At 72.3% G+C, this 25,373-nt stretch carries 23 protein-coding genes; 13 read left to right on the forward strand and 10 right to left on the reverse strand.

What is annotated here, in order from left to right; translation table 11 throughout:
- The first annotated feature begins 6 nt into the window (after positions 1 to 6).
- The 3 genes from ACQP2X_RS30865 to ACQP2X_RS30875 all read left to right on the forward strand — a co-directional run bounded on the left by ACQP2X_RS30865 (position 7) and on the right by ACQP2X_RS30875 (position 2,275).
- Positions 7 to 873 (forward strand): alpha/beta hydrolase, encoded by an 867-nt coding sequence (locus ACQP2X_RS30865; protein WP_498687843.1) that lies wholly within the window; start codon positions 7 to 9, stop codon positions 871 to 873.
- A gap of 106 nt (positions 874 to 979) precedes the next feature.
- Positions 980 to 1,753 carry a class I SAM-dependent methyltransferase gene (locus tag ACQP2X_RS30870; RefSeq protein WP_498687844.1) on the forward strand — a complete coding sequence of 258 codons (774 nt, stop codon included), beginning with the start codon at positions 980 to 982 and terminating at the stop codon, positions 1,751 to 1,753.
- Positions 1,754 to 1,888: 135 nt separating this feature from the next.
- Positions 1,889 to 2,275 carry a nitroreductase/quinone reductase family protein gene (locus ACQP2X_RS30875; RefSeq protein ID WP_498687845.1) on the forward strand — a complete coding sequence of 129 codons (387 nt, stop codon included), beginning with the start codon at positions 1,889 to 1,891 and terminating at the stop codon, positions 2,273 to 2,275.
- Here ACQP2X_RS30875 and ACQP2X_RS30880 read toward each other — a convergent pair.
- The 3 genes from ACQP2X_RS30880 to ACQP2X_RS30890 form a co-directional block, all read right to left on the reverse strand.
- The gene (locus tag ACQP2X_RS30880; RefSeq protein WP_498687847.1) at positions 2,262 to 2,726 is read right to left on the reverse strand and encodes an SRPBCC family protein; all 465 of its coding nucleotides are present in this window, start codon (positions 2,724 to 2,726) and stop codon (positions 2,262 to 2,264) included. The genes ACQP2X_RS30875 and ACQP2X_RS30880 overlap by 14 nt on opposite strands.
- Positions 2,723 to 3,052 carry an ArsR/SmtB family transcription factor gene (locus tag ACQP2X_RS30885; RefSeq protein WP_498687849.1) on the reverse strand — a complete coding sequence of 110 codons (330 nt, stop codon included), beginning with the start codon at positions 3,050 to 3,052 and terminating at the stop codon, positions 2,723 to 2,725. The genes ACQP2X_RS30880 and ACQP2X_RS30885 overlap by 4 nt, the downstream gene beginning before the upstream one ends.
- 83 nt (positions 3,053 to 3,135) lie before the next feature.
- Positions 3,136 to 4,389: an erythromycin esterase family protein gene (locus ACQP2X_RS30890; RefSeq protein ID WP_498687851.1), complete on the reverse strand. Its 1,254-nt coding sequence runs from the start codon at positions 4,387 to 4,389 to the stop codon at positions 3,136 to 3,138.
- A gap of 83 nt (positions 4,390 to 4,472) precedes the next feature.
- Between ACQP2X_RS30890 and ACQP2X_RS30895 the strand changes: the two genes are divergently transcribed.
- The 3 genes from ACQP2X_RS30895 to ACQP2X_RS30905 all read left to right on the forward strand — a co-directional run bounded on the left by ACQP2X_RS30895 (position 4,473) and on the right by ACQP2X_RS30905 (position 8,437).
- Positions 4,473 to 4,901, forward strand: a complete 429-nt coding sequence (locus ACQP2X_RS30895; RefSeq protein WP_498687853.1) for a globin domain-containing protein — start codon at positions 4,473 to 4,475, stop codon at positions 4,899 to 4,901.
- Entirely contained in the window at positions 4,898 to 5,404 is a 507-nt protein-coding gene (locus tag ACQP2X_RS30900; RefSeq protein ID WP_498687855.1) for a nitroreductase family deazaflavin-dependent oxidoreductase, read from the forward strand. Before ACQP2X_RS30895 ends, ACQP2X_RS30900 begins: the two co-directional genes overlap by 4 nt.
- Positions 5,405 to 5,695: 291 nt before the next feature.
- Complete coding sequence (locus ACQP2X_RS30905) at positions 5,696 to 8,437, forward strand: ATP-binding protein (protein WP_498687856.1); 2,742 nt, start codon at positions 5,696 to 5,698, stop codon at positions 8,435 to 8,437.
- Here the strand turns inward: ACQP2X_RS30905 and ACQP2X_RS30910 are convergent.
- Positions 8,424 to 8,846: an NUDIX domain-containing protein gene (locus ACQP2X_RS30910; protein WP_498687857.1), complete on the reverse strand. Its 423-nt coding sequence runs from the start codon at positions 8,844 to 8,846 to the stop codon at positions 8,424 to 8,426. The genes ACQP2X_RS30905 and ACQP2X_RS30910 overlap by 14 nt on opposite strands.
- 14 nt (positions 8,847 to 8,860) lie before the next feature.
- Between ACQP2X_RS30910 and ACQP2X_RS30915 the strand changes: the two genes are divergently transcribed.
- Positions 8,861 to 9,574, forward strand: a complete 714-nt coding sequence (locus ACQP2X_RS30915) for a 3-keto-5-aminohexanoate cleavage protein (protein ID WP_498687860.1) — start codon at positions 8,861 to 8,863, stop codon at positions 9,572 to 9,574.
- Positions 9,575 to 9,639: 65 nt separating this feature from the next.
- The gene (locus ACQP2X_RS30920; protein ID WP_498687861.1) at positions 9,640 to 10,548 is read left to right on the forward strand and encodes a ricin-type beta-trefoil lectin domain protein; all 909 of its coding nucleotides are present in this window, start codon (positions 9,640 to 9,642) and stop codon (positions 10,546 to 10,548) included.
- Here the strand turns inward: ACQP2X_RS30920 and ACQP2X_RS30925 are convergent.
- The 3 genes from ACQP2X_RS30925 to ACQP2X_RS30935 form a co-directional block, all read right to left on the reverse strand.
- Complete coding sequence (locus ACQP2X_RS30925; RefSeq protein ID WP_498687863.1) at positions 10,545 to 12,374, reverse strand: diguanylate cyclase domain-containing protein; 1,830 nt, start codon at positions 12,372 to 12,374, stop codon at positions 10,545 to 10,547. The genes ACQP2X_RS30920 and ACQP2X_RS30925 overlap by 4 nt on opposite strands.
- Before the next feature lie 35 nt (positions 12,375 to 12,409).
- A complete protein-coding gene (locus ACQP2X_RS30930) occupies positions 12,410 to 14,257 on the reverse strand; it encodes a SpoIIE family protein phosphatase (RefSeq protein ID WP_498687865.1) in 1,848 nt (615 codons plus the stop codon).
- A gap of 142 nt (positions 14,258 to 14,399) precedes the next feature.
- Complete coding sequence (locus ACQP2X_RS30935) at positions 14,400 to 14,714, reverse strand: type II toxin-antitoxin system PemK/MazF family toxin (RefSeq protein ID WP_498687867.1); 315 nt, start codon at positions 14,712 to 14,714, stop codon at positions 14,400 to 14,402.
- 176 nt (positions 14,715 to 14,890) lie between these two features.
- On the opposite strand from ACQP2X_RS30935, the gene gnd reads away from it, so the two are divergent.
- Complete coding sequence (gene gnd / locus ACQP2X_RS30940) at positions 14,891 to 16,330, forward strand: NADP-dependent phosphogluconate dehydrogenase (RefSeq protein WP_498687869.1); 1,440 nt, start codon at positions 14,891 to 14,893, stop codon at positions 16,328 to 16,330.
- Between the two features lie 126 nt (positions 16,331 to 16,456).
- Here the strand turns inward: gnd and ACQP2X_RS30945 are convergent, their stop codons facing one another.
- On the reverse strand, positions 16,457 to 18,769 hold the full coding sequence (locus ACQP2X_RS30945; RefSeq protein WP_498687871.1) for a putative bifunctional diguanylate cyclase/phosphodiesterase: 2,313 nt from the start codon (positions 18,767 to 18,769) through the stop codon (positions 16,457 to 16,459).
- A 74-nt stretch (positions 18,770 to 18,843) separates the two neighbouring features.
- Positions 18,844 to 20,481 carry a phosphoglucomutase (alpha-D-glucose-1,6-bisphosphate-dependent) gene (pgm, locus tag ACQP2X_RS30950; RefSeq protein ID WP_498687873.1) on the reverse strand — a complete coding sequence of 546 codons (1,638 nt, stop codon included), beginning with the start codon at positions 20,479 to 20,481 and terminating at the stop codon, positions 18,844 to 18,846.
- Between the two features lie 121 nt (positions 20,482 to 20,602).
- Here pgm and ACQP2X_RS30955 point away from each other — a divergent pair, with 121 nt between their 5' ends.
- From ACQP2X_RS30955 to ACQP2X_RS30965, 3 genes are all read left to right on the forward strand, one after another.
- Positions 20,603 to 22,243, forward strand: coding sequence for a copper resistance CopC/CopD family protein (locus ACQP2X_RS30955; protein WP_498687875.1), 1,641 nt, complete (start codon positions 20,603 to 20,605; stop codon positions 22,241 to 22,243).
- Positions 22,244 to 22,309: 66 nt separating this feature from the next.
- Positions 22,310 to 22,654, forward strand: a complete 345-nt coding sequence (locus ACQP2X_RS30960; RefSeq protein ID WP_498687877.1) for an STAS domain-containing protein — start codon at positions 22,310 to 22,312, stop codon at positions 22,652 to 22,654.
- 9 nt (positions 22,655 to 22,663) lie between these two features.
- Positions 22,664 to 23,452, forward strand: a complete 789-nt coding sequence (locus tag ACQP2X_RS30965; RefSeq protein WP_498687879.1) for a YaaA family protein — start codon at positions 22,664 to 22,666, stop codon at positions 23,450 to 23,452.
- A gap of 118 nt (positions 23,453 to 23,570) precedes the next feature.
- On the opposite strand, the gene ACQP2X_RS30970 is transcribed toward ACQP2X_RS30965, so the two are convergent.
- The gene (locus ACQP2X_RS30970) at positions 23,571 to 24,161 is read right to left on the reverse strand and encodes an FKBP-type peptidyl-prolyl cis-trans isomerase (RefSeq protein WP_498687881.1); all 591 of its coding nucleotides are present in this window, start codon (positions 24,159 to 24,161) and stop codon (positions 23,571 to 23,573) included.
- Between the two features lie 237 nt (positions 24,162 to 24,398).
- Here ACQP2X_RS30970 and ACQP2X_RS30975 point away from each other — a divergent pair, with 237 nt between their 5' ends.
- The gene (locus ACQP2X_RS30975) at positions 24,399 to 25,292 is read left to right on the forward strand and encodes a hypothetical protein (protein ID WP_498687883.1); all 894 of its coding nucleotides are present in this window, start codon (positions 24,399 to 24,401) and stop codon (positions 25,290 to 25,292) included.
- The last annotated feature ends 81 nt before the right edge of the window (positions 25,293 to 25,373 follow it).

Consider the following 25,373-nt stretch of genomic DNA (forward strand, 5'->3'; position numbering starts at 1 on the left):
TCAGCGATGCGGATGGCGCGGGTGCTGGTGGCGGTCATGGTCGTCGTGGCCGGCCTGGTGGCGTACGCCATCAAGCAGACCCGGACTTCGATCAGCCTCAGCCCCGACGGGGTTTACGACGTCGGGCGGACGACCGACCTGTGGGTGGACCGGTCGCGCACCGATCAGTTCGCGCCGCTCGGCGGCACACCGCGCCTGCTCTCGGTCTGGACCTGGTATCCGGCGACGCACGCCCCGGGGGCGGAGTCGGACTATGCGCCGCCCGGGTGGGAGGGGCTGCACCGCTACGGGTGGGCGGCGACGAGCTTCGACAGCATTCGGACGGGAACGCGCGACGAGGTGGCATTTGCGGCAGGCCCCTTTCCGGTCGTGGTGCTCTTGCCCGATCAAGGCGCGGCGGCGCCTCAATACACGGCCCTGGCCTCTCGCATAGCAGCTCAGGGCTATCTGGTGGTCGGAGTGACGCCAACCTACAGCGCGGGTCTGACAGTTCTGGACGGCCGGCCGGTGCCGGCCAGCGCCGCCGGGCGCGACCCCACGCGACGTTCGCAGCTGCTCGCGGTGTGGGCGGCGGACGCCCGGTTCGCCGCCGCTCGCGCGGTCACCCAGTACGGCCGTCACGCGGATCCGGCGAGGGTCGTCTACCTGGGTCACGGGCTGGGCGGCACGGCCGCGGCCGAGGCGTGCCGCGGGGACGAGCGATGCGACGGATCCGCGTCCCTGGAGGAGAAGGGCGGCCTGATGCTCGGCGGTCGGGCCTCACCCTCGAGGGCGCCGACCGGCTCACCTTCACCGACGTGGCGCTCTACCGCCTCGCTCCCCCGGTGCGCTGGGCGCTGCCGCTGGGCAGCATCGACGGGCGCCGGGCCCTGAAGATCACCACGGCCTATCTGAGCGCCTACCTCGCCTCCGCCACCCGCGGACGGGCCTGGGCAGCGCCGTCCTATCCGGAGGTGCGCCCGGCTGCCATGCTGGGCCAATGAACATCATCGACGTGTTCGACCGCGTCTCCGGTGAGTACGACAGTGTCGGCGTCGACTTCTTCAAGCCGATGGCCGAGGCCGTCGTCCGGGCCGTCGCCCCGCGGCCCGGCGATCGCGTCCTCGACGTCGGATGCGGCCGCGGCGCCGCGCTCCTGCCCGCCGCGCGTCTCGTCGGGCCGGCCGGGCACGTCACCGGCATCGATCTGGCGCCCGGCATGGTCTCGCGCACCGCCGCCGCCACCGCCGCCCTGCGCAACGTCACCGTGCGGCTCGGCGACGCACAGAGCCCGGATTTCCCCGCCCGGTCGTTCGACGTGGTCACCGCCGCGATGGTGCTCTTCTTCCTGCCCGACCCGCCGGCCGTGCTCAGCACCTATCACCGTTTCCTGAAGCCCGGCGGCCGCCTCGCCTTCAGCTCTTTCGCGGCTCCCGATCCCCGCCACCGCAAAGTCATGCGCATTCTTGCCCGCCTCGGTGACGATCCGCCGCCGGACCACGTTCACCACGCCATGTTCAGCTCGGTGGAATCCTTGCGCTCGGCGATGGCCGAGGCCGGTTTCTCCCGTACGAAGGTGAGCGAGCTCGATTTCCGCAGCCACTTCCGCGACGCCGAGCAGCTCATCGACTGGATCGGCTCGCACGCCGGGCGGCGGTTGCTCGACTCCGTACCACCGGAACGTCGCTCCGAGGCCACCGCCGCGGTGGCCGGCTATCTCGATTGGCCGACCACCTTCACCACCAAAATCCGGGTGGTGACCGGCGGCGTATAGCCGTTAGGGTGTCTTCGTGACTGCCGGGTCGGCCTTGGGCCATGACTTAGTGGGGCACCCGGCCGAGGGTTGATCCGGGGCCCGCCTTCTGTTTCGGCGAAGAAGCGTCCATCGAAGCCGAACAGAAAGCGACACATGCCTCACCCTTACAACCAACAGATCATCGACGAGTTCCGCGCCGAAAAGGGCCGCAGCGGACTCATCCTGCTCACCACCCGCGGCGCCCGCTCCGGTGCTCCGCACACGACGCCGCTGGGCTTCCGGGCGTACAAGAACGGAATTGTGGTCATAGCTTCGGCCGCCGGGGCGCCGAAGAACCCCGACTGGTTCCACAATGTCCTGGCCGAACCGCGGGTCACCGTCGAGGACGGCACCCGCTCCTACGAGGCCGTGGCGACGCCACTGGCCGGTGCGGAACGCGACCGCGTCTTCGCCGAGGCGGCCGCTGACGATCCGGGCTGGGCCGGCTATCAGGCCAAGACCACCCGGATCATCCCGGTGGTCGCGCTCACCCCTGCTTGATCTTCTCGAGGTAGGCGTCGAGGGCCCGGTAGGACTCCTCGGCGCCACCCTCCATGCCGCTCTGCAGCATGCCGTCGCGGTCCTGCTGGTCGCTGAACGTGCTGGTGCAGGTGACCGTGGTGACGCCGCCGGACTCGGTGAACGCGAACTTCTCGACGGCGACGTGGCCGGCCATCGGCTCGTACTCGAACGTCCAGGTGAAGCCCTGGGGCGGGTCGATCTCGCGGATCTCACCGCGGAACGCGTGCTCGGTGCCGTCGGCGTGCTCGACGAAGCGCCACTTGCCGCCGACCGTGAAGTCGATGTCGACGTCGAGCGGGTTGCCCCGGCCCCACCAGTGGCGCAGGTGCTCGGCCTGGGTGTGCGCGGCGAAGACGAGGTCGCGGGGAGCGCTGAAGGAGCGGGACATGACGATCGTGGTGTCGGTGGGGGTCTGGACGGTGATGCTCATGATTCCTCCTGTAGGCGTTCCAGGTAGGTGTCGAGGGCGTCGTAGCGCTGCTCCCAGAGCCGCCGATATTGCTCGGCCCACTCGGCGACGGCCCGCAGCGGCGCCGGCACGATGCTGCACCGCCGCCACTGGGCCTCGCGGGTGCGCGCGATCAGGCCCGCCGCCTCCAGCACGTTCAGGTGCTTGGAGATCGCCTGCGGGCTGATCGTGAACCCGGCCGCCACCTCGCCGGCCGTGGCGTCACCGGTCGCCAGCCGGGCCAGGATCGCCCGTCGCGTCGGGTCGGCCAGCGCGGCGAAGACACCGTCGATCGGATCCGCGGTCATGATCAGCTCTACCCATCCTCTAAACCTGTCGGTTTATCAACCGATGGGTTTAGAGTACGCCTCGCCGGTGAGCCGTCAAGACCTCAGACACCACTCGGGTACGTCTCCGGCTCGCGGGCGTCGATGTGGAACGGGTGCAGAGGACGTACGGCCGAAGTCTCGTCGAACCAGAGGAAGGCGTCGTAGCGGTCGCCCAGCACGGACGGCACGTAGTTGGCCCAGTTGTCGCGCTCGGGGCGGTAGACGACGCCGATCGCCCGGTGGGACAGCGGATCGACGAGGAAGTCGGGGCGGTCGGCGAGGGGCGGGAAGACGAACAGGGACTGCGGTGGCGCCTCCGCGTGCAGGATCTCCTCCAGCGAGTCGGCCCGGCCCGGCGGGACCGGCATGACCTCCATCGGCGAGCCCCAGTCGCGGCCGGCGATCACCGTGCCCCGATAGCCGCCGAAGCCGATCAGGGCCACCTGGTCGGCGCCGAAACGCTCGCGGGCCAGCGAGCCGATGGTCACCTCACCGTGCGCCGCCTGGTCGGTGGCGTTGGCGTCGCCCACGTGGGTGTTGTGCGCCCAGACGATCGCCTTGGCGTCCTCGCCGTAGTGGTCGAGCAGCCGGGCCATCGTGGCGTCCATGTGCCGGTCGCGGATGTTCCACGAGCTCGGCCCGCCGGCGATCATCGACCGGTAGTAGTGCTCGGCGCCGGCCACCACCTCGGCGTTCTGCCACACCGTGAGGTCACGCCCGCGCAGGTCGATCAGCATCCGGACGACGTCGTCCTCGCAGCACGCCCGCACGAAGCGGGTGGCCCACGCGTAGGCGTGCGGATCCTCGGCGTACGGCTCGAAGCACCGATAGGCGGCCAGCGCGGCCGGCACCTGCGACGGGTCGTGCTCGCGCAGCCAGGTGAGGATCTGGCGCATCGACTCCCACAGCGAATAGACGTCGAGCCCGTGGAAGCCGACGCCGCGGCCGTTGTTCAGGTTGAAGCCGCGCAGCCAGAGGGCGAAGTCGACCACCTCCTCGTTCGCCCACATCCAGGTCGGCCAGCGCTCGTAGCCCAGCAGCGCCTCCTCGGGCCGGGCGCTGCCACCGCGCACGGTCGCGTCGACCCGCTCGCAGTCGGGCCAGTCCCCCTCGACGGCCACGAACGAGAAGCCCCGCTCCACGATCAGCCGCCGGGTGAGCGCCGCCCGCCATTCGTAGTATTCGTGCGTGCCGTGGCTGGCCTCGCCGATCATCACGACCTTGGCCGAGCCGGCCCGATCGACCAGGATGTCCAGATCACCCTCGTCGACCAGGGGCCGGGCGATCGCCGCCACCTCGTCTCCGTACCGGTGCATACCGTGGAGATACCCTCGGCGTTTCGCCCCATACGTCCGACATACCCAGCAGACGTACGCCTCCGGGAGCGCACAATGCGGTGATGTCCCTCTACGAGGCCGCCGGGGGCGCCCCGGCCATGCTGGCCCTGGCCGGCGACTTCCACGAGCGTTGCCTGGCCGACCCGGTGCTGGAGCACCCGTTCTCCCACCAGCGGCACGCCGATCACGTGCAGCGCCTGGCCCACTACTGGGGTGAGGTCTTCGGCGGGCCACCCATCTTCTCCACCGAGTACGGCGGCCACCTCGCCATGCTGCGGCTGCACGCCAACCAGGGCGCCGAGGGCGATCTGGGCGACCGCTTCGTCGCCTGCTTCGACGCCGCCGCCGAGGCCACCATCGCCGACCCCGAGGCGCGCGCGGCCATGTCGGCCTACATCCGGCACGCCACCGCCGAGGTGATGTCCTACTCTCCCCGGGACGCGGTGGTCCCCCCGACCGCCCCCATGCCCCGATGGGATCTCGCACCATGACCTACGACTACGCGCGGGCCGGCGCGACCCGCCGGGTGATGCGCCGCGTGTGCGCGACCGCACCCGCCTCGTGGGCGTTCGCCCGCTTCCTGCACCGCGTCGACCGCCCGCTCTTCCGGCTCACCAACGGCCGCCACACCTTGGCCAGCCTGGTCACCGGCCTGCCGGTCGTGCTGCTCACCACCACCGGCGCCCGCAGCGGCGCCCGGCGCACCGTTCCCCTGCTCGGCCTGCCCACCTCCGAGGGCCTGGCCGTGATCGCCTCGAACTGGGGCCAGGACCGCCACCCGGCCTGGCACCACAACTTGCAGGCCCACCCCCAGGCCACCGTGGTCGTCGACAGCGAGACCCGCGAGGTGACAGCGGTCCTGGCCACCGGCGACCGCCGCACCCGCGTCTGGGAGCAGGGCTTGAAGATCTACCCCGGCTGGACCCAGTACGCACGACGGGCCCCCGACCGCGACATGCCGATCTACATCCTCGAGCCGCGCGAGGCGATCTAGGTATACCTAGGCGGCGCCTACAAGGGCGTCTAAGGCTCTCTGAGCTGGGAAGATAGGTAAGCGCTTCCGATGTGGTGGGTGGTCGAAAAGCCGAGGATCGATGCATCGGCAAACGACCAGGAGGCCAGTCATGTTGGTGCACACGGATCTCATGCTCGATCTCGCCCATCACCACCAGCGGGAGCTTGTGGCCGAAGCGGACAAGCGGCGGCTGCTGCGGAGCTCCCGGGAGGCGCGGCGGGCCCGGAAAGCCCAAGCAGTGCGGGGACAGCCCACCGGTAATCTGGCGTCGTGCGAACCTTCCGCGGCGGTGCCAGCCCGGTGATGATCGGGCGGGAGAGCGAGCTGCGCCGGCTGGTGCGGCTCGCTCCTTCGTCGTCCGGGGGCGCCGCGGTCGCGGTCATCGCCGGTGAGCCCGGCATCGGGAAGACCCGGCTGGTGCACGAGCTTCTCGAGAAGATGCCGGCCGACACCGTCGTGCTGGTCGGGCAGGCCGAGCCGGGGTCGCTGTCGCGGCCGTACGAGGTGTTGCTCGACGCCATCGACGGGCGGCCCGAGGTCGACGAGGAGCAGCTGGCCGCCCTGGCCGACGCCACCCGCAGCCCGGTCGAACGGCTGCACACCGGCCTGGCCATTCTGGCCGACCTGATCGGGGACGCGCCGGCCGTCATCGTCTTCGAGGATCTGCACTGGGCCGACTCGGAGAGCGCGGCCCTGTTCGAGCGGATCGCCGACCAGCGTGGGCCGCGGCTGCTGATCGGGACGTACCGGCCGGACGAGGTGGACCGGCGGCAGCCGGTGGCCGGTCTGCTGGCGCGCTTGGAACGGCGGCACGCGGTCACCCACGTACGGCTCGATCGCCTGACCCCGGCCCAGACGGCGGCCCTTCTCGCGGCGGCCACCGGCGCGCCGGCGCCGTTGCGCGCGGCCACCGCGCTGCATCACCGCACCGGCGGCAATCCCTTCTTCCTCGAGGAGCTGCTGCGGGCGCTTCCGGGCTACGACGTCGAGGCCCTCGTCGAGCAGCCGCTGCCGTGGAGCCTGGCCGAGGTGCTGCGCCGCCAGGTCGACGACCTCGAGCCGCTCAGCCACCGGATCGTCGAGGCCGCCACCGTGCTCGGCCACCGCATCCCGTTCGACCTGCTGGCCGACGTGACCGGCGCCGGCGAGGACGAGCTCATCGCCGTGCTGCGCGACCTGGTCACCCGGGGCGTGCTGGTCGAGTCGGGTGAGGACGAGTTCGCGTTCCGGCACGCTCTGGTGCGCGAGGCGATCGCCGACCAGATGCTCGGCCGGCAGCGGCGGCGGCTGCACGAGGCCGCCCTCGACGTGCTGCTGCGCGGCGGCGCCTCCGATCCGGCCATGGTGGCGCACCACGCGCGCGGCGCCGGGCGGTACGACGACATGATCGCGGCCGCCCGCGGCGGCACCGCCCTCTACCTGTCGATCGGCTCCGCCTATCAGGCTCTGCAGCTGGCCGAGATGGGCCTGGACGAGGTGCCCGACGACACCGACCTGCTGGCCGGCGCGGCCCGGGCCTCGTGGCTGGCCGGCCTGCTGGACGACGCCCTGCGGTACGGGCGGCGCTGGCACGACCTGGCCACCGCCGCCACCGACCGGGCCGAGGCGCTCTATCTGCTCATCCGCATCGCCTGGGAGTCGCGCGAGTACGACCAGATGCGCTCGCTGACCCGCGACATCGAGACCCTCATCGCGCAGCTGCCGCCGGGCGCCGGTCAGGCCCGCGCCATGACGGCCATCGCCCAGTCGTCCTACCTGCGGGACGAGTTCGACGACGCCCTGCTCTGGTGTGACCGGGCGCTGGCCCTCGCGGCCGAGTTCGACCTTCCGGCCGTCCGGATGACCGCGCTCCTGGAGAAGGGCTCGACCCTGACCGAGCGGGCGCAGAGCTCGGCCGACGGCCGCGAGATCCTGTCGGCCCTGGTCGACGAGGCCGAGAAGGCCGGCGAGTGGGTGCTGGCCGCGCGGGCCCTCAACAAGCTGGTGCAGGACGCGCCGCCCACCTCGCCGGCCGAGCACGCCGAGATCCTGGAGCGGATGCGGGTCGACGCCGAGCGGGCCGGCCTGGAGTCGCTCTCGGTGGCCACCTATTTCCAGGGGCGGGCCCGGCTGGCCATCCGGGCCGGTGACCTGCGTGCCGCCATCGCCGCGCTCGAGGAGGGCCGCGAGCAGGACCGCGGCTATCAGCGCCGGGGCCGCTGGGCCGACTTCCACGGCGTCTTCCTGGCCGGGCTCTATCTGGAGGCGGGCGAGTTCGAGCGGGTCGAGGAGATCATCGACGATCTGGCCGCGCTGCCGAACAACCCGCCCACCACGATCCCCGGCCTCACCTTTCACCTGGCCTGCCGCCGCCACGACCAGCCGCGCGCGGACGCGGCCCTCGACCAGCTGATCGCCGACCTGGCCGGGCAGAACTGGCGCAGCGGCGAGCAGGCCCACGACCTGATCTCGGCCGCGCTGGAGATCGGGCTGCCGGCCGAGCGGCTCGACCGGGTGGCCGCCGTGCTGCTCGACGCCGAGGTGTGGGACGCCTATCGCACGCTGGTCGACGCGCAGCTGGCCGAGGTGCACGGCCGGACCGGCGAGGCGCGGGCCGGCTATGAGTCCATCGTGGACGACCCGGCCTTGGGACCGGCGCTGCGCGGCACGATCCGGGTCGGCGCCGCGCGCTGCCTGCTGGCCGAGGACCGCCGGGCCGAGGCCACCGCCCACGTCGAGGTGGCCGGCTCGCTGCTCCAGGAGTGGGGCGGGTGGCGGGTGGCCCAGCTCGACCACGTGCGGGCCCGGCTCGGTCTGGCCCCGGCCGGCGCGCCCGAGGCGGTCACCGGCCCGGCCGCGCTGACTCCCCGCGAGCGGGAGGTGGCCGTGCTGATCAGCGACGGCCTGACCAACTCGGAGCTGGCCCGGCGGCTCTACATCTCGCCCAAGACGGCCGCCGTGCACGTCTCCAACATCCTGCGCAAGCTGGGCATCGCCTCCCGCACCGAGGTGGCCGACCTCATCGGCCGGTGAAGGCGGTGAAGGCGGTGAACAGCGAAAGGGTCGGCGGAAGCTGCGAATGCAGCGGGGTGGGCAGCGCGTCCGGGGCGAACCAGCCCAGCTCGTCGAACTTGTGCGGCTCGCCGATGCGCGCGGCCGCCGGGTCGAGGCGTACGGCGAAGACCACGGCGACCCAGTGGGAGCCGGGCCGCAGGACGTTGCGCACGCCGAGCTGGGTGATCTCCTGGGGCGCGGTGGCGTACTCCTCGGTGACCTCGCGCGTCACCGCCTCCTCGAAGGTCTCGCCGAACTCCAGGGCGCCGGCGCCGCAGTCCCAGGCGCCGGGCTCGTCGCGGGCCTGAGCGGAGCGGCGGGCCAGCAGGACACGGCCGTCGCCGTCGTGACAGACGAAGACGCACGAGACGTCGGGCTTGCGAGTCATGCACCATGTCTATCGTGTGGATCAAAGCGTGTCTCAACGGCGGTCGCCCGTCACCGGCGCCGGTCACCCCGCGCGAGCTCGCGGCGGCGGCGCTCGGCGCGGTCGAGGCGGGCGCCGCGGCCGTTCATGTGCACCCCCGGGACGCGGACGGGCGGGAGTCCTTGGACGGCGACGCCATCGGCGCGGCCGTCACCGCGATCCGCGAAGCCTGCCCGGGCCTGCCGGTCGGGGTGTCGACCGGCATCTGGATGACCGGCGGTGACGCGCGGCGGCGGGCCGAGCTGGTCGCCGGGTGGCGGGTGCGCCCCGACTTCGCGTCGGTCAACGTCCAGGAGCCGGGCTTCGCCGATCTCGTACGTCTCCTCGACGGCACCGGAGTCGGCGTCGAGGCGGGCGTCTGGTCGCCGGCCGATGTAGACGCGCTCGACGGCCTGCCCTTCCTGCGGATCCTGGTCGAGCTCGTCGACGTGCCGGCCGGCGAGGCTGTGGCGGCGGCCGACGCGATCCTGCGGCGCCTGCCGGGCACGCCGCTGCTGCACGGCGAGAACGACGCCTGCTGGCCGCTGATCGCCCACGCCGGCGCCCTGGGCCTGCCCACCCGGATCGGGCTGGAGGACACTTTGACACTGCCCGGCGGCACTCCGGCGGCGGACAACGCCGAGCTCCTCCGGCACGCGCGGACCATGTGGACGGACGCGCGCCGGAAACGCGAGAATACGGACGGTTAAAGTCGGGTATCGGGTGATCGATTCGGGCGAATATCGCGTATCTTGATCCGGCCGGAGGGAGCAAGATGACCGATACGCCGGATCGCGAGGATCCCGTGCTCGTTCGCCCGTACGTTTCGACGAGTGTGGACACCACCGAGTTCACCGCCGTCGACGAGGCGGAGAAGTGGCCCGAGCCCGGGGAGGGCGACACCGCGGTGCAGCCCGCGGTCGAGGAGCCCGGGCCGGAGGAGACCAGGCCGCCGAAGCGGACGGACATCCCGATCCTGCGGCTGGCCATCTTCGCCGGCGGCGTGATCCTCGCCGCCGGCGTGGCCGCGTTCCTGGTCTTCGGCCTCGGCAGCGATCCCGCGATCCCCCAGCCGGGTACGGCCCTGCCGGCGATGCCCGGCCGGGCGCCGATCCCGGAGTCCTCGGCGATCGCGGCGTCGAAGAGCGCGGCCGCCGCGTCGGCGAGCGCCAGCGCGAGTGTCAGCGCGTCGGTGAGCGCCAGCGCGAGTGTCAGCGCCTCAGTGAGCGCCTCCCCCAGCGTCGCGGTGAGCGGTTCCCTTCAGCCCCTGGTGCCCGGAGCCACGACACCGGCCGGCGCCACGCCGTCGCAGACCAGCACGGCCCCGCCCGTCGACCGCACCGGCGCGATCACCGCCGCCAGCGGCCGCTGCCTGGCCCTGGGCGGCCTGTTCGGCATCGACGGCAGCCCGGTCAACGTGGCCGGCTGCTCGGGCGGCGACGCGCAGACCTTCACCCTCGCCACCGACGGCACCCTGCACGTCGACGGCAAGTGCGCCGAGCCCAGCGGCGACGGCTCGGTGCGGGTCGGCTCCTGCGAGGGTGCGTCCTCCTGGCGTACGGGCGATGGAGGGTCTTTGGTCGCCTCCGACGGCCAGTGCCTCACCGACCCGGGCCGCTCCGGCGCCACCACCAAGGTCACCGCCTGCGCCGGCTCGGCCGAGCAGACCTGGACCCTGCCCTAACGGGAATGCCGGACCGGCTTGGCCCGGTACATGGCGGCGTCGGCCTCGCGCAGCAGGCGGTCGGGGTCGGTGGAGCCGTCGCCCGAGAGGGCCACGCCGATGCTCACGCCGACCTCGATCTGCTCGCCGTCGATCGTGTACGGCTCGCACAGCCGGGTCGCGATGGCGTCCCGCACAACCCGCTCCGCGCCCGGCTCGCGCAGGCCGTCGAGCAGCACCACGAACTCGTCGCCGCCGAGCCGGGCCACCGTGTCCGACTCGCGCAGCAGGCCGGTCAGGCGGCGCGCCACCTCGATGAGCAGCACGTCGCCGGCCGCGTGGCCGAGCGAGTCGTTGACCGCCTTGAACCCGTTCAGGTCGAGCAGCAGCACTGCGAACCGGTGGTCGGGCCGGCGCTGCGACCGCAGCCCGGCCTGCTCGAGCCGGTCGGCCAGCAGCACCCGGTTGGGCAGGCCGGTGAGCGCGTCGTGCAGGGCGGCGTCGCGCAGCCTCTGCTCCTGCTCGCGCAGCGCCGCCACCATCGCGCCACGGTCGAGCGCCGTGGCCAGCAGCGCCCCGGAATGGTTCATGATCTCCCGGCCGGCCGGTGTGCTCTGCTGCACCTTGCCGATCGCCGCCAGCACGCCCCAGTCGCGCAGGCCGCTGCGCACCGGCACCACGAAGACGATCTCCCCGGCCGGGCCGTCGGCGTGCTCGAAGAGCCCGGCCGGCGGGAACTCGCTGACCCGCATGAGCTCACCGGCCCAGCCCGGCCGCCCCGGGTACTCCCCCACGATGCTCATCTCGGTGTCGCGGGCCGGCACCGCCGCGTGGTTCCACAGCCCGAGGCAGCCGGCGGTCAGCGTGGTGCGCTGGAGCCAGACCAGCGCGCGCGGGTCGCGCTCGTGCGCGCCGAGCAGGTCGATGCCGAGCTCGTGCTGCACGTTGAGGGTCTCCTGGAGATAGCGGACCTCGCCGAACAGCGAGCGGGTCAGCTCCTCGCTGACCGGCAGCCCGATGCCGGGGCAGCCGCACGAGCTGCGCCGCACGAACGTCGTCGCGACGTACGACGTCTCATCGCCGCCGGGCGAGGAGACCAGCCGGTGCGCGGTCGTGCCGACGTCCTCGACCGGCTGCCGGACCGTGGAGAGGCTGGGCCGCATGTACATCGCGTCGACGATGTCGTCGAAGCCGACCACCGCGACGTCGCCCGGCACGCGATAGCCGGCGCCGGCCAGCCGCTGGATCAGGCCGATGGCGTTGCGGTCGGTGCCGCAGACCACCGCGCTGACCGGCACGCCCCGGCGCAGCAGCACGTCGGCGACCATCTCGCCGCCGCTCTCGTGGTTGTCGCCCGAGTCGAACACCAGCTCCGGATCGGGCTCGATGCCGTGCGCGAGCAGCGCCTCGCGATAGCCCTCGAGGCGTTCCCGCAGGTCGAAGTGGGCCAGGTGACCGGCGTAGGCGATCCGCTCGTGCCCGTGGCCGAGCAGGTGGCCGACCGCGTCGCGGATGCCGGAGCGGTTGTCGGCCAGCACGGCCGGGCACTCGTCGAGCTTCTGCCCCACCGACACCACGGGCAGACCGGCCCTGCGGGCCCCTTTGGCGTACGACGCGTGCAGCGCCCCCGGAAGCACGATGAGCCCGTTCAGATGCTTCCAGGACACCGGGCGCCGGAAATCGGGCAGCCCGCTGCGGTCGGCGCTGTAGGAGCCCGGATCGAGCGTCTGAATGCCCACGATGCGGTCGCCGGCGGCCACCGCCGCGTCGTTGACCCCCGCGATGATCGCGCCGTAGTAGTCGCCACCGACGAAGGGCGAGAGGACCCCGAACGTACGACCCGTCACCCGCGACATGATCTCCCGAATCGGGGCCCCATGGGTCAGACTCCGGACAAGAACCGCCGAAGATCTTTCGTTTCGCCCGTCACCGGGCGTGCGGCCAGGATGCAGGTGTCGTCGCCCGGGTTGGCCTGGCGCAGGCGGGCCAGCAGCTCGCCCAGCGGCTGCCGGGGGTTGGCCCGCACGGCCTGGTCGACCGTGCGGATCACCGCGGCCAGCCCGTCGTCGAGGTCGCGGTGCCGGTGCTCGACCAGGCCGTCGGTGTAGAGCAGCAGCAGGTCGCCCAGGTGCAGATCGAAGCGGGCGGTCTCGTACCGCGCGTCGTCGAGCACGCCCAGCATGGGACCCGACGGCCGGTCGAGCGGGGCCGTGCGGCCGTCGCGGCTCAGCAGCGGCGGCGGGTGGCCGGCCTGGGCCCAGACGATCTCGCGCCGGGCCGGGTGGTAGCGGGCGACGATCGCGGTGGCGGCCAGCTCGGGCGTCTCGCGCTCGAGGTCGCAGGTGAGGGCGTTGAGGTGGCGCAGCAGCTCGCCGGGGTCGCCGGTGGTCACGGCCAGGGCCCGCAGCGCGTGCCGGAGCTGGGCCATCGTCTTGGCGGCCCGGGTGCCGTGCCCGGCCACGTCGCCGACCGCGAGCAGCACCGAGCCGTCGCGCAGCTCGGCCGCGTGGTACCAGTCGCCGCCGACCAGGCTCTCCTCGCCGGCCGGCAGATAGCGCAGGGCCACCTTGAGGCCGGGCAGCTCGATCGGGCCGTCCGGCAGGGGCAGGATGATGCGCTGGAGCCGGGCCGCCAGCTCGTGCTCGGCCGCCAGGTCGCGGCGCTGCTCGTCGAGCTGGCGCTCCACGTCGGCCAGGCGCTGGGCGCTGGTCTCGCGCTCGGTGATGTCCTGCACGATGCCGAAGACGCGCAGCGGCCGGCCGTCGGCGTCGCGGCTGGCGTCGGCCACCGTGCGCAGGAACTTGGTCCGCCCGCCGATGCGCACCCGGGTGGTCACGTCGATCCGCTCGCCGCGCTCGAAGGCCACCCGGGCGGCCTCACGCAGCGGCTCGTCCTCGGGCACGGCCAGGGCGTCCGACTCGGCCCGGCTCAGCGGGCCCAGACGGGGATCGCGCTCGTAGATGCGGTAGATCTGGTCGGACCAGTAGATCTCGCCGCTGACCAGGTCCCACTCGCCCCAGCCGAGGTTGCCGAGCAGCTCGGTGCCGGCCAGCCGGTCGCTCACCCCGCCCGGCCGCTCGTCGTGCCGGGTCCAGTTGAGCAGCAGGCCCACGCCGAGCCGGTGGGCGCGCACGGTGTAGAGCCCCTCGCCGTGGCGGAACGGCCCCAGTACGGCCGGGACGCCGGTGTCGAGCACCTGCTGATAGGCGTGCCAGCGGTCGCTGGCCACGACCTCGGGGAAGTGCTCGGAGATGCGCAGGCCGAGCAGCTGGCTGCCGCGCAGCCCGTTCGGCGCCACCGCCTCGGGGCTGACCGCGGCCCAGACCAGATCGACGAGCCGGCCCGCGGGCTCACGCTCGGGGGTCAGGAAGCACGCCATGCCCGGCACGACGTCGAGGACCCGCTGCACCATGCCGAGCCACGGCGCGAACCGCCGGACCGGGCCGGAGGGCGCGAAACCGGGCCGGCTGGTCTCCAGGCCGGAGATCGGCGCGGTCTCGAGGTCGGCCACGTCGAGCATCCGGATCACGCCGGCCGCCACGTCGACCAGATCGCGGCCCTGCTCGGCGCCCATCCGCAACAGGTGACGATGGGCCTCGGCCAGGCGGCACCGGGCCCGCCCGGCCAGCAGCCCCACCGCGCGCTCGACAGTGAGCCGTCCGGCCTCACCGGGGTCGGTGGTCACCGCCGGCCGCAGACTCTCGACCGCGGCGGCATACGCCTGTCCCACCCGATCCCTCCCGTCCCGTACGTCTCCGGCTTCCTGAATACGTCAGCCGGACCGGGGTCGTCATCGGCCGTTCATACGGAGAGGGTCCTACCTGCGGCGAACATGACCCACCGTCACACGATCGGGGTGGACCGAAAGGTCTTTACAGCTCGAAGAGGGACCGCATGGCCTCGGTCAGCCGGGCCATGCTCTGCCCGGTGACCATGCCGATACGCTCCGCGCCGATGGCGGCGGGCAGGCGGCGCATCCGGTTGACGACCACGACGCCGGTGATCGGATCCTGCTCGGTGAGGGCGACCGCGTAGGGCGGCAGCTCGGTCACGCCGCGTTGCCGGACGATCGGCGCGCAGAACGGCGACGCGTTCTTCCGGTCGTTGAAGGAGTCGGCCGAGAGCACCAGCACGCGGTACCGCAGATCCGTCCGGTTGCCGATCGTCCAGATCTCGCCGCGCTTCATCGATCAGCAGGTCCCGCTCGGCATGCGGTGAAGCCTACCGCTGCACGGATCTTAGGCCACGTCCAGCCCACGCGCCGCGCCGCCAATAAATGAGAACCGGGGAACATGGTCGAACCACTCCCGCAATCCACCCGTAAGAATGGGCGCGTGGCTAGAGCGACGGAGAGGTGTCAGTGATGACGGAGAAGGCTCAGATCGGGGTCACCGGCCTCGCGGTTATGGGGCGCAACCTGGCCCGCAACTTCGCCCGTCACGGGCACACGGTGGCGGTGCACAACCGCTCGTACAACCGCACGAAGGAACTGGTCGAGGAGTTCGGGCACGAGGGCACGTTCATCGCGTCCGAGAGCGCCGAGGACTTCGTGGCCAGCCTCGAGCGTCCCCGCCGCGTGGTGATCATGGTGAAGGCCGGCGCGCCGACCGACGCCGTGATCGACGAGTTCGCCCCTCTGCTGGAGGAGGGCGACATGCTCATCGACGCCGGCAACGCGCACTACCTGGACACCCGCCGGCGCGAGGCCGCGCTGCGCGAGCGTGGCCTGCACTTCGTCGGCACCGGTGTGTCCGGTGGCGAGGAGGGCGCCCTGCACGGCCCGAGCATCATGCCCGGTGGCTCCAAGGAGTCGTACGAGGCGCTCGGCCCGCTGCTCGAGGACATCTCGGCCAAGGTCGACGGCGAGCCGTGCTGCGTGCACGTGGGCCCGGACGGCGCCGGCCACTTCGTCAAGATGGTGCACAACGGCATCGAGTACGCCGACATGCAGCTCATCGCCGAGGCGTACGACCTGCTGCGCCGCGTCGGCGGCCACTCGCCGGCCGAGATCGCCGAGGTCTTCAAGGGCTGGAACGAGGGCCGGCTGGGCTCCTACCTGATCGAGATCACGGCCGAGGTGCTCAAGCAGGTCGACGCCTCGTCGGGCAAGCCGTTCGTCGACGTCGTGCTCGACCAGGCCGAGCAGAAGGGCACCGGCCGCTGGACGGTCCAGGCCGCCCTCGACCTGGGCGTGCCGGTCAGCGGCATCGCCGAGTCGGTCTTCGCCCGGGCCCTGTCCGGCGGCGCCGACGTGCGCCAGGCGGCGGCCGACGCCGGCCTGCCCGGCCCGTCCGCGACCACCGGCGCCCACGCCGGTGACCTCCAGGCCGACGTCGAGCAGGCGCTGTTCGCCTCCAAGATCGTGGCGTACGCGCAGGGCTTCCAGCAGATCCAGGCGGCCAGCAAGGAGTACGGCTGGGAGATCGACCCGGGCGCGATGGCGAAGATCTGGCGGGCCGGCTGCATCATCCGGGCCAAGTTCCTCGACTTCATCAAGCAGGCCTACGACAAGTCGCCGTCGCTGGCCACGCTGCTGGTCGACCAGTACTTCCTCGACGCCGTCAGCGGCGCCCAGGACGCCTGGCGCCGGGTCGTGGCCACCGCGGCCGCGCAGGGCATCCCCTCGCCCGGCTTCTCGTCGGCGCTGGCGTACTACGACGGCCTGCGGGCCGAGCGCCTGCCGGCCGCCCTGATCCAGGGCCAGCGCGACTTCTTCGGCGCGCACACGTACCACCGCGTGGACAAGGAAGGGTCGTTCCACACGCTGTGGGCGACCGACGACCGCAAGGAAGTCTCCGGCTGAGCTGGCTGGCTACGCTTCGCTCCGCGGGCGATCGCCTTGTAACCGCTGAGTTGGCACGCGGTTTCCCGCCGTCCGCAAACCCCGCGGCCGTCGGAAAACCGAGTGCCAGCTCACCGGCGGCGATCGCTAGGCAACCCTGAGCGGGGTCGGCGCGTTGGCACTCATCAGCGCGCCGGCCTCCTCGGCCGGGAGCGGCTTGGCCATGTAGAAGCCCTGGCCGAGCCGGTAGCCCATCTCGCGGAGCCGTTCCAGCTGGTCCAGGCTCTCGATGCCCTCGGCTACGGCGGACAGCTGCAGATACTCCGCCAGCTGGGCCACCGCGGCCGCCACCGCCAACCGCCCCCGGTCCTCGCCGTCGGTGATGCCGTCGACGAACGACTTGTCCAGTTTCAGCACGTCGACCGGGAACGCCCGCAGCAGCGACAGCGACGAGTGCCCGGTGCCGAAGTCGTCGAGCGCCAGCCGCACCCCCATCTCGTGCAGCGCGTGCAGGGTCTCGCGCACCTGCCGGCCGTCGGCCACCGACGACTCGGTCACCTCCAGCACCAGGTTCTGCGGCAGCAGGCCGGTCTCGCTGAGCACCGCCGCCACCTCGTCCACGAACCCGGACTCGCGCAGCTGGCGCACCGCCACGTTCACGTTGATCGCCTTGATCGCCCCGTCGCCGTGCTCGCGGCGCCAGCGGGCCAGCTGCTCGCACGCCTCGCGCAGCACCCACGAGCCGAGCGGCACGATCAGCCCGGAGCGCTCGGCGACCGGGATGAAGTCGCCCGGCGAGACGAAGCCGCGCACCGGGTGCTTCCAGCGCACCAGCGCCTCGGCCCCGTGCAGGCGGCCGGTGACGATGTCGAAGACCGGTTGGTACAGCAGGTAGAGCTCACGCCGGATGATGGCGTTGTGCAGCTCGCTGCCGAGCCGGGCGTGGCTGACCACCTCGGCCCGCATCTTCGGCTCGAAGCGGGTCCACGCCGCCTTGCCGCCCTCCTTGGCCGCGTACATGGCGATGTCGGCGTTGCGCAGCACCTCGTCGGCGGTGTCGCCGGGGCCGGCGATCGCGATGCCGAGGCTGGCGTGGGCCAGCAGCTGGTGCTCGCCGACCCGGAACGGCTCGGCCAGCGCGGCCAGGATCCGCCCGGCGGTGGCCTCGGCCGACGACGGCTCCTCCACGTCGAGCAGCACGGCGAACTCGTCGCCGCCGAGCCGGGCCGGCAGCTCGCCCTCGGCGCTGGTCTCCCGCAGCCGCTGAGCGATCTGGTAGAGCAGCTGGTCGCCGACGGCCGGGCCCATCGTGTCGTTGATCGTCTTGAAGTCGTCGATGTCGATGAGCAGGGCCGTGGCCGGCCGGTGGGCGGCCAGGCGCTCGGCCAGCACGGCGCTGAAGCGGGTGCGGTTGGCCAGCCCGCTCAGCGGATCGGTCATGGCGAGCCGCTCGAGCTCGGCCTGCTGTTCCTTCAGGCCGGCCAGCAGCTGGCGGTTCTCGCGCAGGCCGATCAGCTGGCGGAGCACGACCAGCGCGGCGATCAGGACGGCGCCCACGATGACGGCGAGCTCGCGGCCCTCCATCTCCTGGGCCGACACCGCGGTGACCAGCGTGGCCGTGGCCAGTACGGCCACGAACGGCAGGAACTCGTAGGCCGAGCGGCGGCCGCGCACCTTGAGCACGGCGGTCCGCATGAGGACCCGGCGCTGCCGGAAGGCGGCCGCGGCGAAGGCGAGCGCCACCATCGGGCTGCCCAGCACCGAGAGCACGAGCCGGGAGGTGTCGTCGCCCGCGATCAGCAGCACGGCCAGGGCGACCGCCACCATCGGCGCGGTCGTCAGGATGCGCAGCGACAGCGAGTCGACCGGCGCGTCCGGGCGGGCCGCCGCCTTGCCGATCACCACCAGGCAGAGCAGACCGGCCACGCCGACCACACCGGCGGCGGCCCGGGTGACCAGGTCGGAGCCGGACGAGGCGTAGCTGAGCACGACGTACCAGAAGACCAGGGCGCCGGCGACGGCCACGGTGGCACCGTCGAGCAGCACCCGTGACCAGCCAACCACCGTGCGGTCGCCCATCGGCAGGCGCAGGAAGGCGGTCATCGCCCACAGCACGCCGGTCAGCAGCGGCACGGCGACGTACAGGGACATGCCGGCGTTGTTGTTGGCCAGGGCCAGGGCCGTGGACGAGCCGATGAGCAGGATGAAGGCGGCGTGCCCGAGCTGGCGCCAGAACGCGCGCACCACCCGGGGCAGCACCACCGTCGAGCCGAGCCGTTGCAGCGAGAAGGTCGCCGCGACCAGCGCGATCGGTCCGCCGATGTAGCCGAACACGACGTCGGAGGGGTCGCGCACGGCCAGCCAGGCGACGACCGCCAACGTGGCGACCGCCGCCACCACCAGCGGCGCCAGGGCGCCGCCGCCCGCGCGGATCGCGGCGGGCTTCACGGCCTCAGTCATGCGTGTCTACGGCTCCCGGATAGGCAGATCCCTACCGCCTACCTGTCGGCCGTGGCCACCGGAAACTGAGAAGATCAGCTCTTGAGCGCGCCGCTGACCACGGCCCGGGCCTCTTCCTGGATCGTGGCGAGGTGGTCCGGGCCCTTGAACGACTCGGCGTAGATCTTGTAGACGTCCTCGGTGCCGGAGGGGCGGGCGGCGAACCAGCCGGAGGCGGTGGCCACCTTGAGGCCGCCGATGGCGGCGCCGTTGCCGGGCGCGGTGGTGAGCACGGCCGTGATCGGCTCGCCGTCGAGCTCCTTGGCCGTGACCTGCTCGGGCGAGAGCTTGGCCAGGATCGCCTTCTCCTCGCGGGTGGCGGGGGCGTCGATGCGGGCGTACGCCGGCTCACCGAACTTGGCCGTCAGGTCGCGGTAGTGCTCGCTGGGGGTGCGGCCGGTGACCGCGACGATCTCGGAGGCGAGCAGGTCGAGCAGGATGCCGTCCTTGTCGGTGCTCCACGGGCTGCCGTCGCGGCGCAGGAACGAGCCGCCGGCGCTCTCCTCGCCGCCGAAGCCGATCGAGCCGTCGAGCAGGCCCGGCACGAACCACTTGAAGCCCACCGGCACCTCGTCGAGGCGGCGGCCCAGGCTCTCGGCGACCCGGTCGATCATCGAGGAGGAGACCAGGGTCTTGCCGATCGCGGCGGCCGACGGCCAGTCCTTGCGGGCGCCGAACAGATAGTTGATCGCCACCGCGAGGTAGTGGTTGGGGTTCATGAGGCCGGCGTCGGGGGTGACGATGCCGTGCCGGTCGGCGTCGGCGTCGTTGCCGGTGGCCAGCTGGAACCGGTCCTTCTGGGCGATCAGGGACGCCATCGCGTACGGCGACGAGCAGTCCATGCGGATCTTGCCGTCCCAGTCGAGGGTCATGAAGCCGAAGGTCGGGTCGACGTTCGGGTTCACCACGGTCAGGTCCAGGCCGTACCGCTCGCCGATCGCGCCCCAGTAGGCGACGCTGGCCCCACCGAGCGGGTCGGCCCCGATGCGCACGCCGGCCGCGCGGATCGCCTCCATGTCGATGACCGCGCCCAGGTCACCGACGTACGAGTCGAGGAAGTCGAAGCCGTTGACCTTTTGCCGGGCCTGCGACGCCGGGATCCGGCGGACCTCCTTGAGGCCGCCCGCGACGATCGCGTTGGCCCGGTCCTGGATCCACTTGGTGGCGTCGGTGTCGGCCGGGCCGCCGTTCGGCGGGTTGTACTTGAAGCCGCCGTCGTCCGGCGGGTTGTGCGACGGGGTCACCACGACGCCGTCGGCCAGCCCGCTCGTGCGGCCACGGTTGTAGGTGAGGATCGCGTGCGACACGGCCGGGGTCGGGGTGTAGCCGTCCCGGCTGTCGATCAGCGTGGTCACGTCGTTGGCCGCGAAGACCTCGATCGCGGTGATCATCGCGGGCTCGCTGAGCGCGTGGGTGTCGCGGCCCACGAACAACGGGCCGTCGGTGCCCTGCGCCCTGCGATATTCGACGATCGCCTGGCTGGTGGCGGCGATGTGGTCCTCGTTGAACGCGGTGCGCAGCGACGAGCCGCGGTGCCCGGACGTGCCGAAGGTGACCCGCTCGCCCACCACCTCGGGGTCGGGGTGCTCGGTGTAGTACCGGGAGACGACCTTGGGCACGTCGATCAGATCGCGCGGCTCGGCGGGCTTCCCGGCGCGGGGGTTGACGGACATGACGGTCTCCTCTTTCCTGGCGGTGCGCGGACCTGCCGTGAGCGTATCCATACCGGGTGCCCCGGGCATCCGGGCGGTAAGCCCGTTGAACCTTTTCGGCCCGTTATCCGAACTACCACCCGTGAAGCGCGTGCTCCTCCTGCTCCTGGTGGCCCTCGGTGTGCTCGCGGTGCCGGCCTCCCCCGCGCAGGCGCACGCGTCGCTGCTCGGCGCGGTTCCGGCCCCGGGCAGCATCGTGGGCACCTCGCCGACCGAGATCGTGGTCACCTTCAGCGAGGCGGTCACGCCGGTCGGCGGGCGCATCCAGGTGATCTCGCCGGACGGCAAGCGGATCTCCGGTGACGCCAAGGCGACCGGCTCGACCCTGCGCATCCCGGTCCGCAAGGCCGACCAGCCGCTCGGGACGTACCTGGTCAGCTACCGGGTGATCTCGGCCGACAGCCATCCCGTCGGCGGCGCCCTGACGTTCTCGGTCGGCGCGCCCTCCACGCGGCCGGCCGATCCCGGCGAGGCCGGGACCCATCGTTCGGTCACTCTGGTCACACCGGTCACGCGCTTTCTGGGGTACGCCGGTTTGACGCTGGCCGCCGGGCCCGCGCTGTTCCTGGCGGTGCTGTGGCCCCGTCGCCGTTCCCGGGCGGGTGCGATCAAGGTCGTGTACGCGGGTCTCGGGCTGATCGGGGTGGCCACGCTGGCCTCCCTGTGGGCGCAGGCGCCGGCGAGCAGCGGCTCGGCCCTGTGGGACGTCTCGGCCCGTGAGCTGGGCGAGGTGCTTTCGAGCTCGTACGGCGTGACGCTGCTGGCCCGGATCGGCGTGCTGGCCGTGATCGCGGGCCTGCTGCCGCCGCTCCTGCGGGGCGGCGCGGGCCGGGTCCGGTCGCTGGCGGTGGTGGCCCTGGCGCTGGGCGGCATGACGACGTGGCCGCTGACCGGGCATGCGGCCGCCTCGCCGCTGGCCGGGGTGATCGTCGCGTCGGACGTGGTGCACATCGCGGCCATGGCGGTCTGGCTCGGCGGGCTGGTCACGCTGACCGTCTTCCTGCTGCGCCGCACCGACCCGCGCGTGCTCGGCGTGATGCTGCCGGTCTGGTCGCGCTGGGCCGCGCTGGCCGTGGTGTGGCTGGTCGCCGGCGGCGTCGTGCAGGCGGTGGTCCAGGTGGGCTCGATCGGCGCGCTCTGGCAGACCGGGTACGGCCGGTTGCTGCTGGCCAAGGTGGCGGTGCTCGCGGTGACGCTGGCCTTCGCGGCGGTCGCCCGCAAGCTCGTGCACCGCGCGCCGGGCGCGGCCGGGCTGCGCCGCACGGTCGGCGTCGAGGTGCTGGCCACGGTCGTGATCCTCGGGCTCAGCTCGGTGCTGGTGCAGATCAACCCGGGCCGCAGCGCGGCCGTCGACCAGGGCGCGGTGCGCGAGGAGGGTGTGTCGCAGACGCTGACGTCGCCGCTCTACACGCTCCAGTTCAACATCTATCCGGTGGAGATCGGCGACAACAACACGATCCACGCCTTCGTCTACACGCCGGCCGGTGCGCCGCTGCCGGCCGACGAGTGGAGCGTCACGTCGCGGCTGCTCGACCACGACGTCGAGCCGGTCACGCAGCCGCTGCTCGGGCTCATCCCGCGCCACCACGCGGTCGGCGCGATCGCCTTCCCGTTCCCGGGCACGTACGAGATCAAGTTCACGGTCCGCATCGGCGAGCTCGACCAGGCGACCGTGAAGACCACGGTCGCCGTTCCGGCCGGTTCCGTTCCCGCATCCAGGTGACTTTCGGTCACCGATTGGGCAGTACCTCGGCGACGCCTTCAGGAGGCTGGAAGCGGGGAGGAACTCGTGCATGTGTCCGTGGTGGATAACTCCGACGAATCGGTGGTCATCACCGTGCGGGGCGACCTCGACATCGACAGCAACACCGTCCTGACCACCACGCTCGACCAGGTGCTGGACCGGCCGAACCCGATGGTGATCGTCGACCTGTCCGGCGTCGGCTTCTGCGACTCGACCGGGCTCAGCGCCCTGGTCATCGGGCACAACCGGGCCCGCGCCGACGGCGGCTGGCTCCGGCTGGCCGCACCCAGCGAGTTCCTCGGCCGGCTGCTCGAGACCGTGGGCCTGACACCGCGCATCTCGGTCTATGCCACGGTGGCCGACGCTCTGGCCGACCGGAACCCGGACTAACCTCACGGCGTGCTGATCCTCCTGCCGCCGTCCGAGGGCAAGACCCCCGCCACCTCCGGTTCTCCCGTCGACCCGTCCGGGCACTGGCTGCCGTCGCTGGCGCCGGCCCGCAAGCGGGTGCTGTCGCGGCTGGTGGCCATGTGCAAGCGGACCAGCGCCCGGTCGGTGGCCGACTCGCTGGCCACGCTGGGGCTGAGCGCGGGGCAGGCGTCCGAGATCGCGCTGAACGCGTCCCTGCTGGAGGCGCCGGCGGCGCCGGCCGCGTCGATCTACAGCGGGGTGCTGTACGAGGCGCTGGACGCGCCCTCGCTGGCGCCGGCGGCCCGTGCCTGGCTCGACTCGCGGGCCGTGGTCTTCTCGGGGCTGTGGGGTGTGGTGCGCCTCGACGACCTGATCCCGGCCTACCGCTGCCCGGTCGGGGTGACGCTGCCGTCGGTGGGCGGGCTGACCTCGTACTGGAAGAAGGTCCTGCCCAAGGCGCTCGATCCGCTCGACGGGCCGATCCTCGATCTGCGCTCGGGCGCGTACGGCGCGATGTGGACGCCGGGTGCCGGCGCGGCGACGGTGCGGGTGCTGCACGAGCGGGTGGTCGACGGGGTGGCCAAGCGCTCGGTGGTGAGCCACTTCAACAAGGCGACAAAGGGCCGCATCGTGCGGTCGCTGGCCGAGGCCGGTGCGACGCCGGCCTCGACCGACGAGGTGGTCGGGGCTTTGCGTGATCTGAAATACACCGTCGAGGAACAACCCGCGGTGGCCGGCAGGCCGCGCCAGCTCGACGTGGTGGTTTCCGAGCTTTGAGCGCAACCCGGCGAACCGGCCGGAAGCCGGTGAGGAGGGTGAGTCGCACCCAGCCGGTCGCTACGGCGGGTTCCACCAGGATCTGGCGGAACCCGCAGACTCCGTACCTCTGATTGATTTATTTCGCCGCGAGGATGTCGACGACGAAGCGGAGATCGCCCTGCTGCTCGCCGTAGGCGAGAGCGGCCGGGACGTCGAGCTGGACCCGGCTGCCGACCTTCTGGCCGGGGATGCCCTCGTCCCAGCCCTTGATGACCGCGCCGACGCCGATCGGCGTGCTGAACGGCTCGCCGCGGGACCAGGACGAGTCGATCACCTGGCCGGTGGTGTAGCTGACCAGTTTGTAGTTGGCGGTGACGGTCTGCCCCTTCTGCACGGCCGGGCCGGTGCCGGGGACGAGCGCGGTGACGCCGAGCTTGGTGAGCTTGCCCTTGCCCGCCTTGACCTCGGGCTCCTTGGCCAGCGCGGCCGGCGTCTCGACCTGCGCGGCGGCCGGCGGAGCGGCTTCGGACGGCACAGCCTCGGTGGGAGCGGCCTCGGCGGGCGCGGCGGCCGAGGTGGGAGCGGCGGCCGCCGAGGTGTTGTTCGCGTCGTCACCGTCGCCGGAGCGGACGGTCACGAAGACCCCGACCAGCACGGCGATCACGGCGAGGCCGGCCACGGCGCCACCGATGGCCTGGCTCCGCCGTTTCTTGGAGTCGGTGTTCACGGGGCGAGCGGTCTGGGAACTCATATGTTGTCGACTCTCCTGTATCACGCCGGTCCGGAAACTTCGGACACGATACGCGCTTTACGCGAATACGCCCCGTGAAACCTCCACCGAACCGCCGAGGGGGGTGATCCCCCGTCCGGGCGGTCACGCATCCCGCTCTTCACCGTCACACGGCGAAGTGAGATCGTGTGCGTCTGTTAAGCCCCTTGGCCAAATCCCCCGCAGGAGTTCCGCTTGTCCCCGCGCCGACGCCCGACGGGTCATCGGGCCGTTTCCCGACGGCGGGACGACGCGCCGCCGCTGGACGGTCTCGACACCGGCGGGCGCCGCAAAGAGGTGCTGTCCTCGGCCGCGGTGATCCTGGCCGGGGTGCTGCTGGTGATCGGGTTCGGCTTCGTGGCCACGCGCGCGATGGTGCACAAGGACGAGGCGCTGCCCCCGGTCGATCCGCCGGCGCCGGCGCTGGGCGACCTGCGGCTGCCGTCGGCCGGCACGGGCCTGATCCCGTTGGGCAGCGCGTCGCCGTCACCGTCGCCCACCCCGCCGAAGTCGCCGGTCTTCCGCAGCCCGACGGCCGACCCGGGCAGCGTCCGGATCACCCAGGCCGACGTGCCGGCGGCGGTCGACCTGACGGCCGAGGGCACGGCGGACTGGGTCCATTGGGGACTGAACGGGACGTTCTCCCTGGAACGGGCGTCCGGCGGCGGCTTCAAGATCCTGGAGGGGGCGCCGACCGCGCCCCGGTTCCGCCACGAGCTGAGCCCGCAGCGCTTCAGCTGGAGCGGCGGCAGCCCGGTGGCGGTCAGCGCGGGCACGACGACGGGCATTCGCACCTGCGGGAAGGGCAACGGCTTCACCCTCTCGGTGCCGGCGGGGCCGGCGCCGAGGACCTTGAGGTTGTACGTGGGTTCGCTCGCGGCCCGCGGAAAATTGACCGCCCGGCTCTCCACGGGCACGGCCGGCGGCTCTATCGTGCTCGATCAGCGCACCGGAACGCTGCGGACGGCGGTGCTGACCGTGGTGTACCACGCACCGAAGAGCGGGCAGGTGCAGTTGAGCTGGGCCACCGACGCGACCTACGGCAAGGGGTGCGGCGGGGTGGCCCTGGAGGCGGCGACGCTTCGATGACGTGCTTGCATATCGGGCCGGCCGGGTACCGCCGGCCGTAGGCGACAAGAGGGGTTTTGCGTGTTCGCGGGCTTTGGATCG

It is taken from the genome of Actinoplanes sp. CA-131856, from assembly GCF_050956135.1.
Taxonomy (GTDB): Bacteria; Actinomycetota; Actinomycetes; order Mycobacteriales; family Micromonosporaceae; genus Actinoplanes.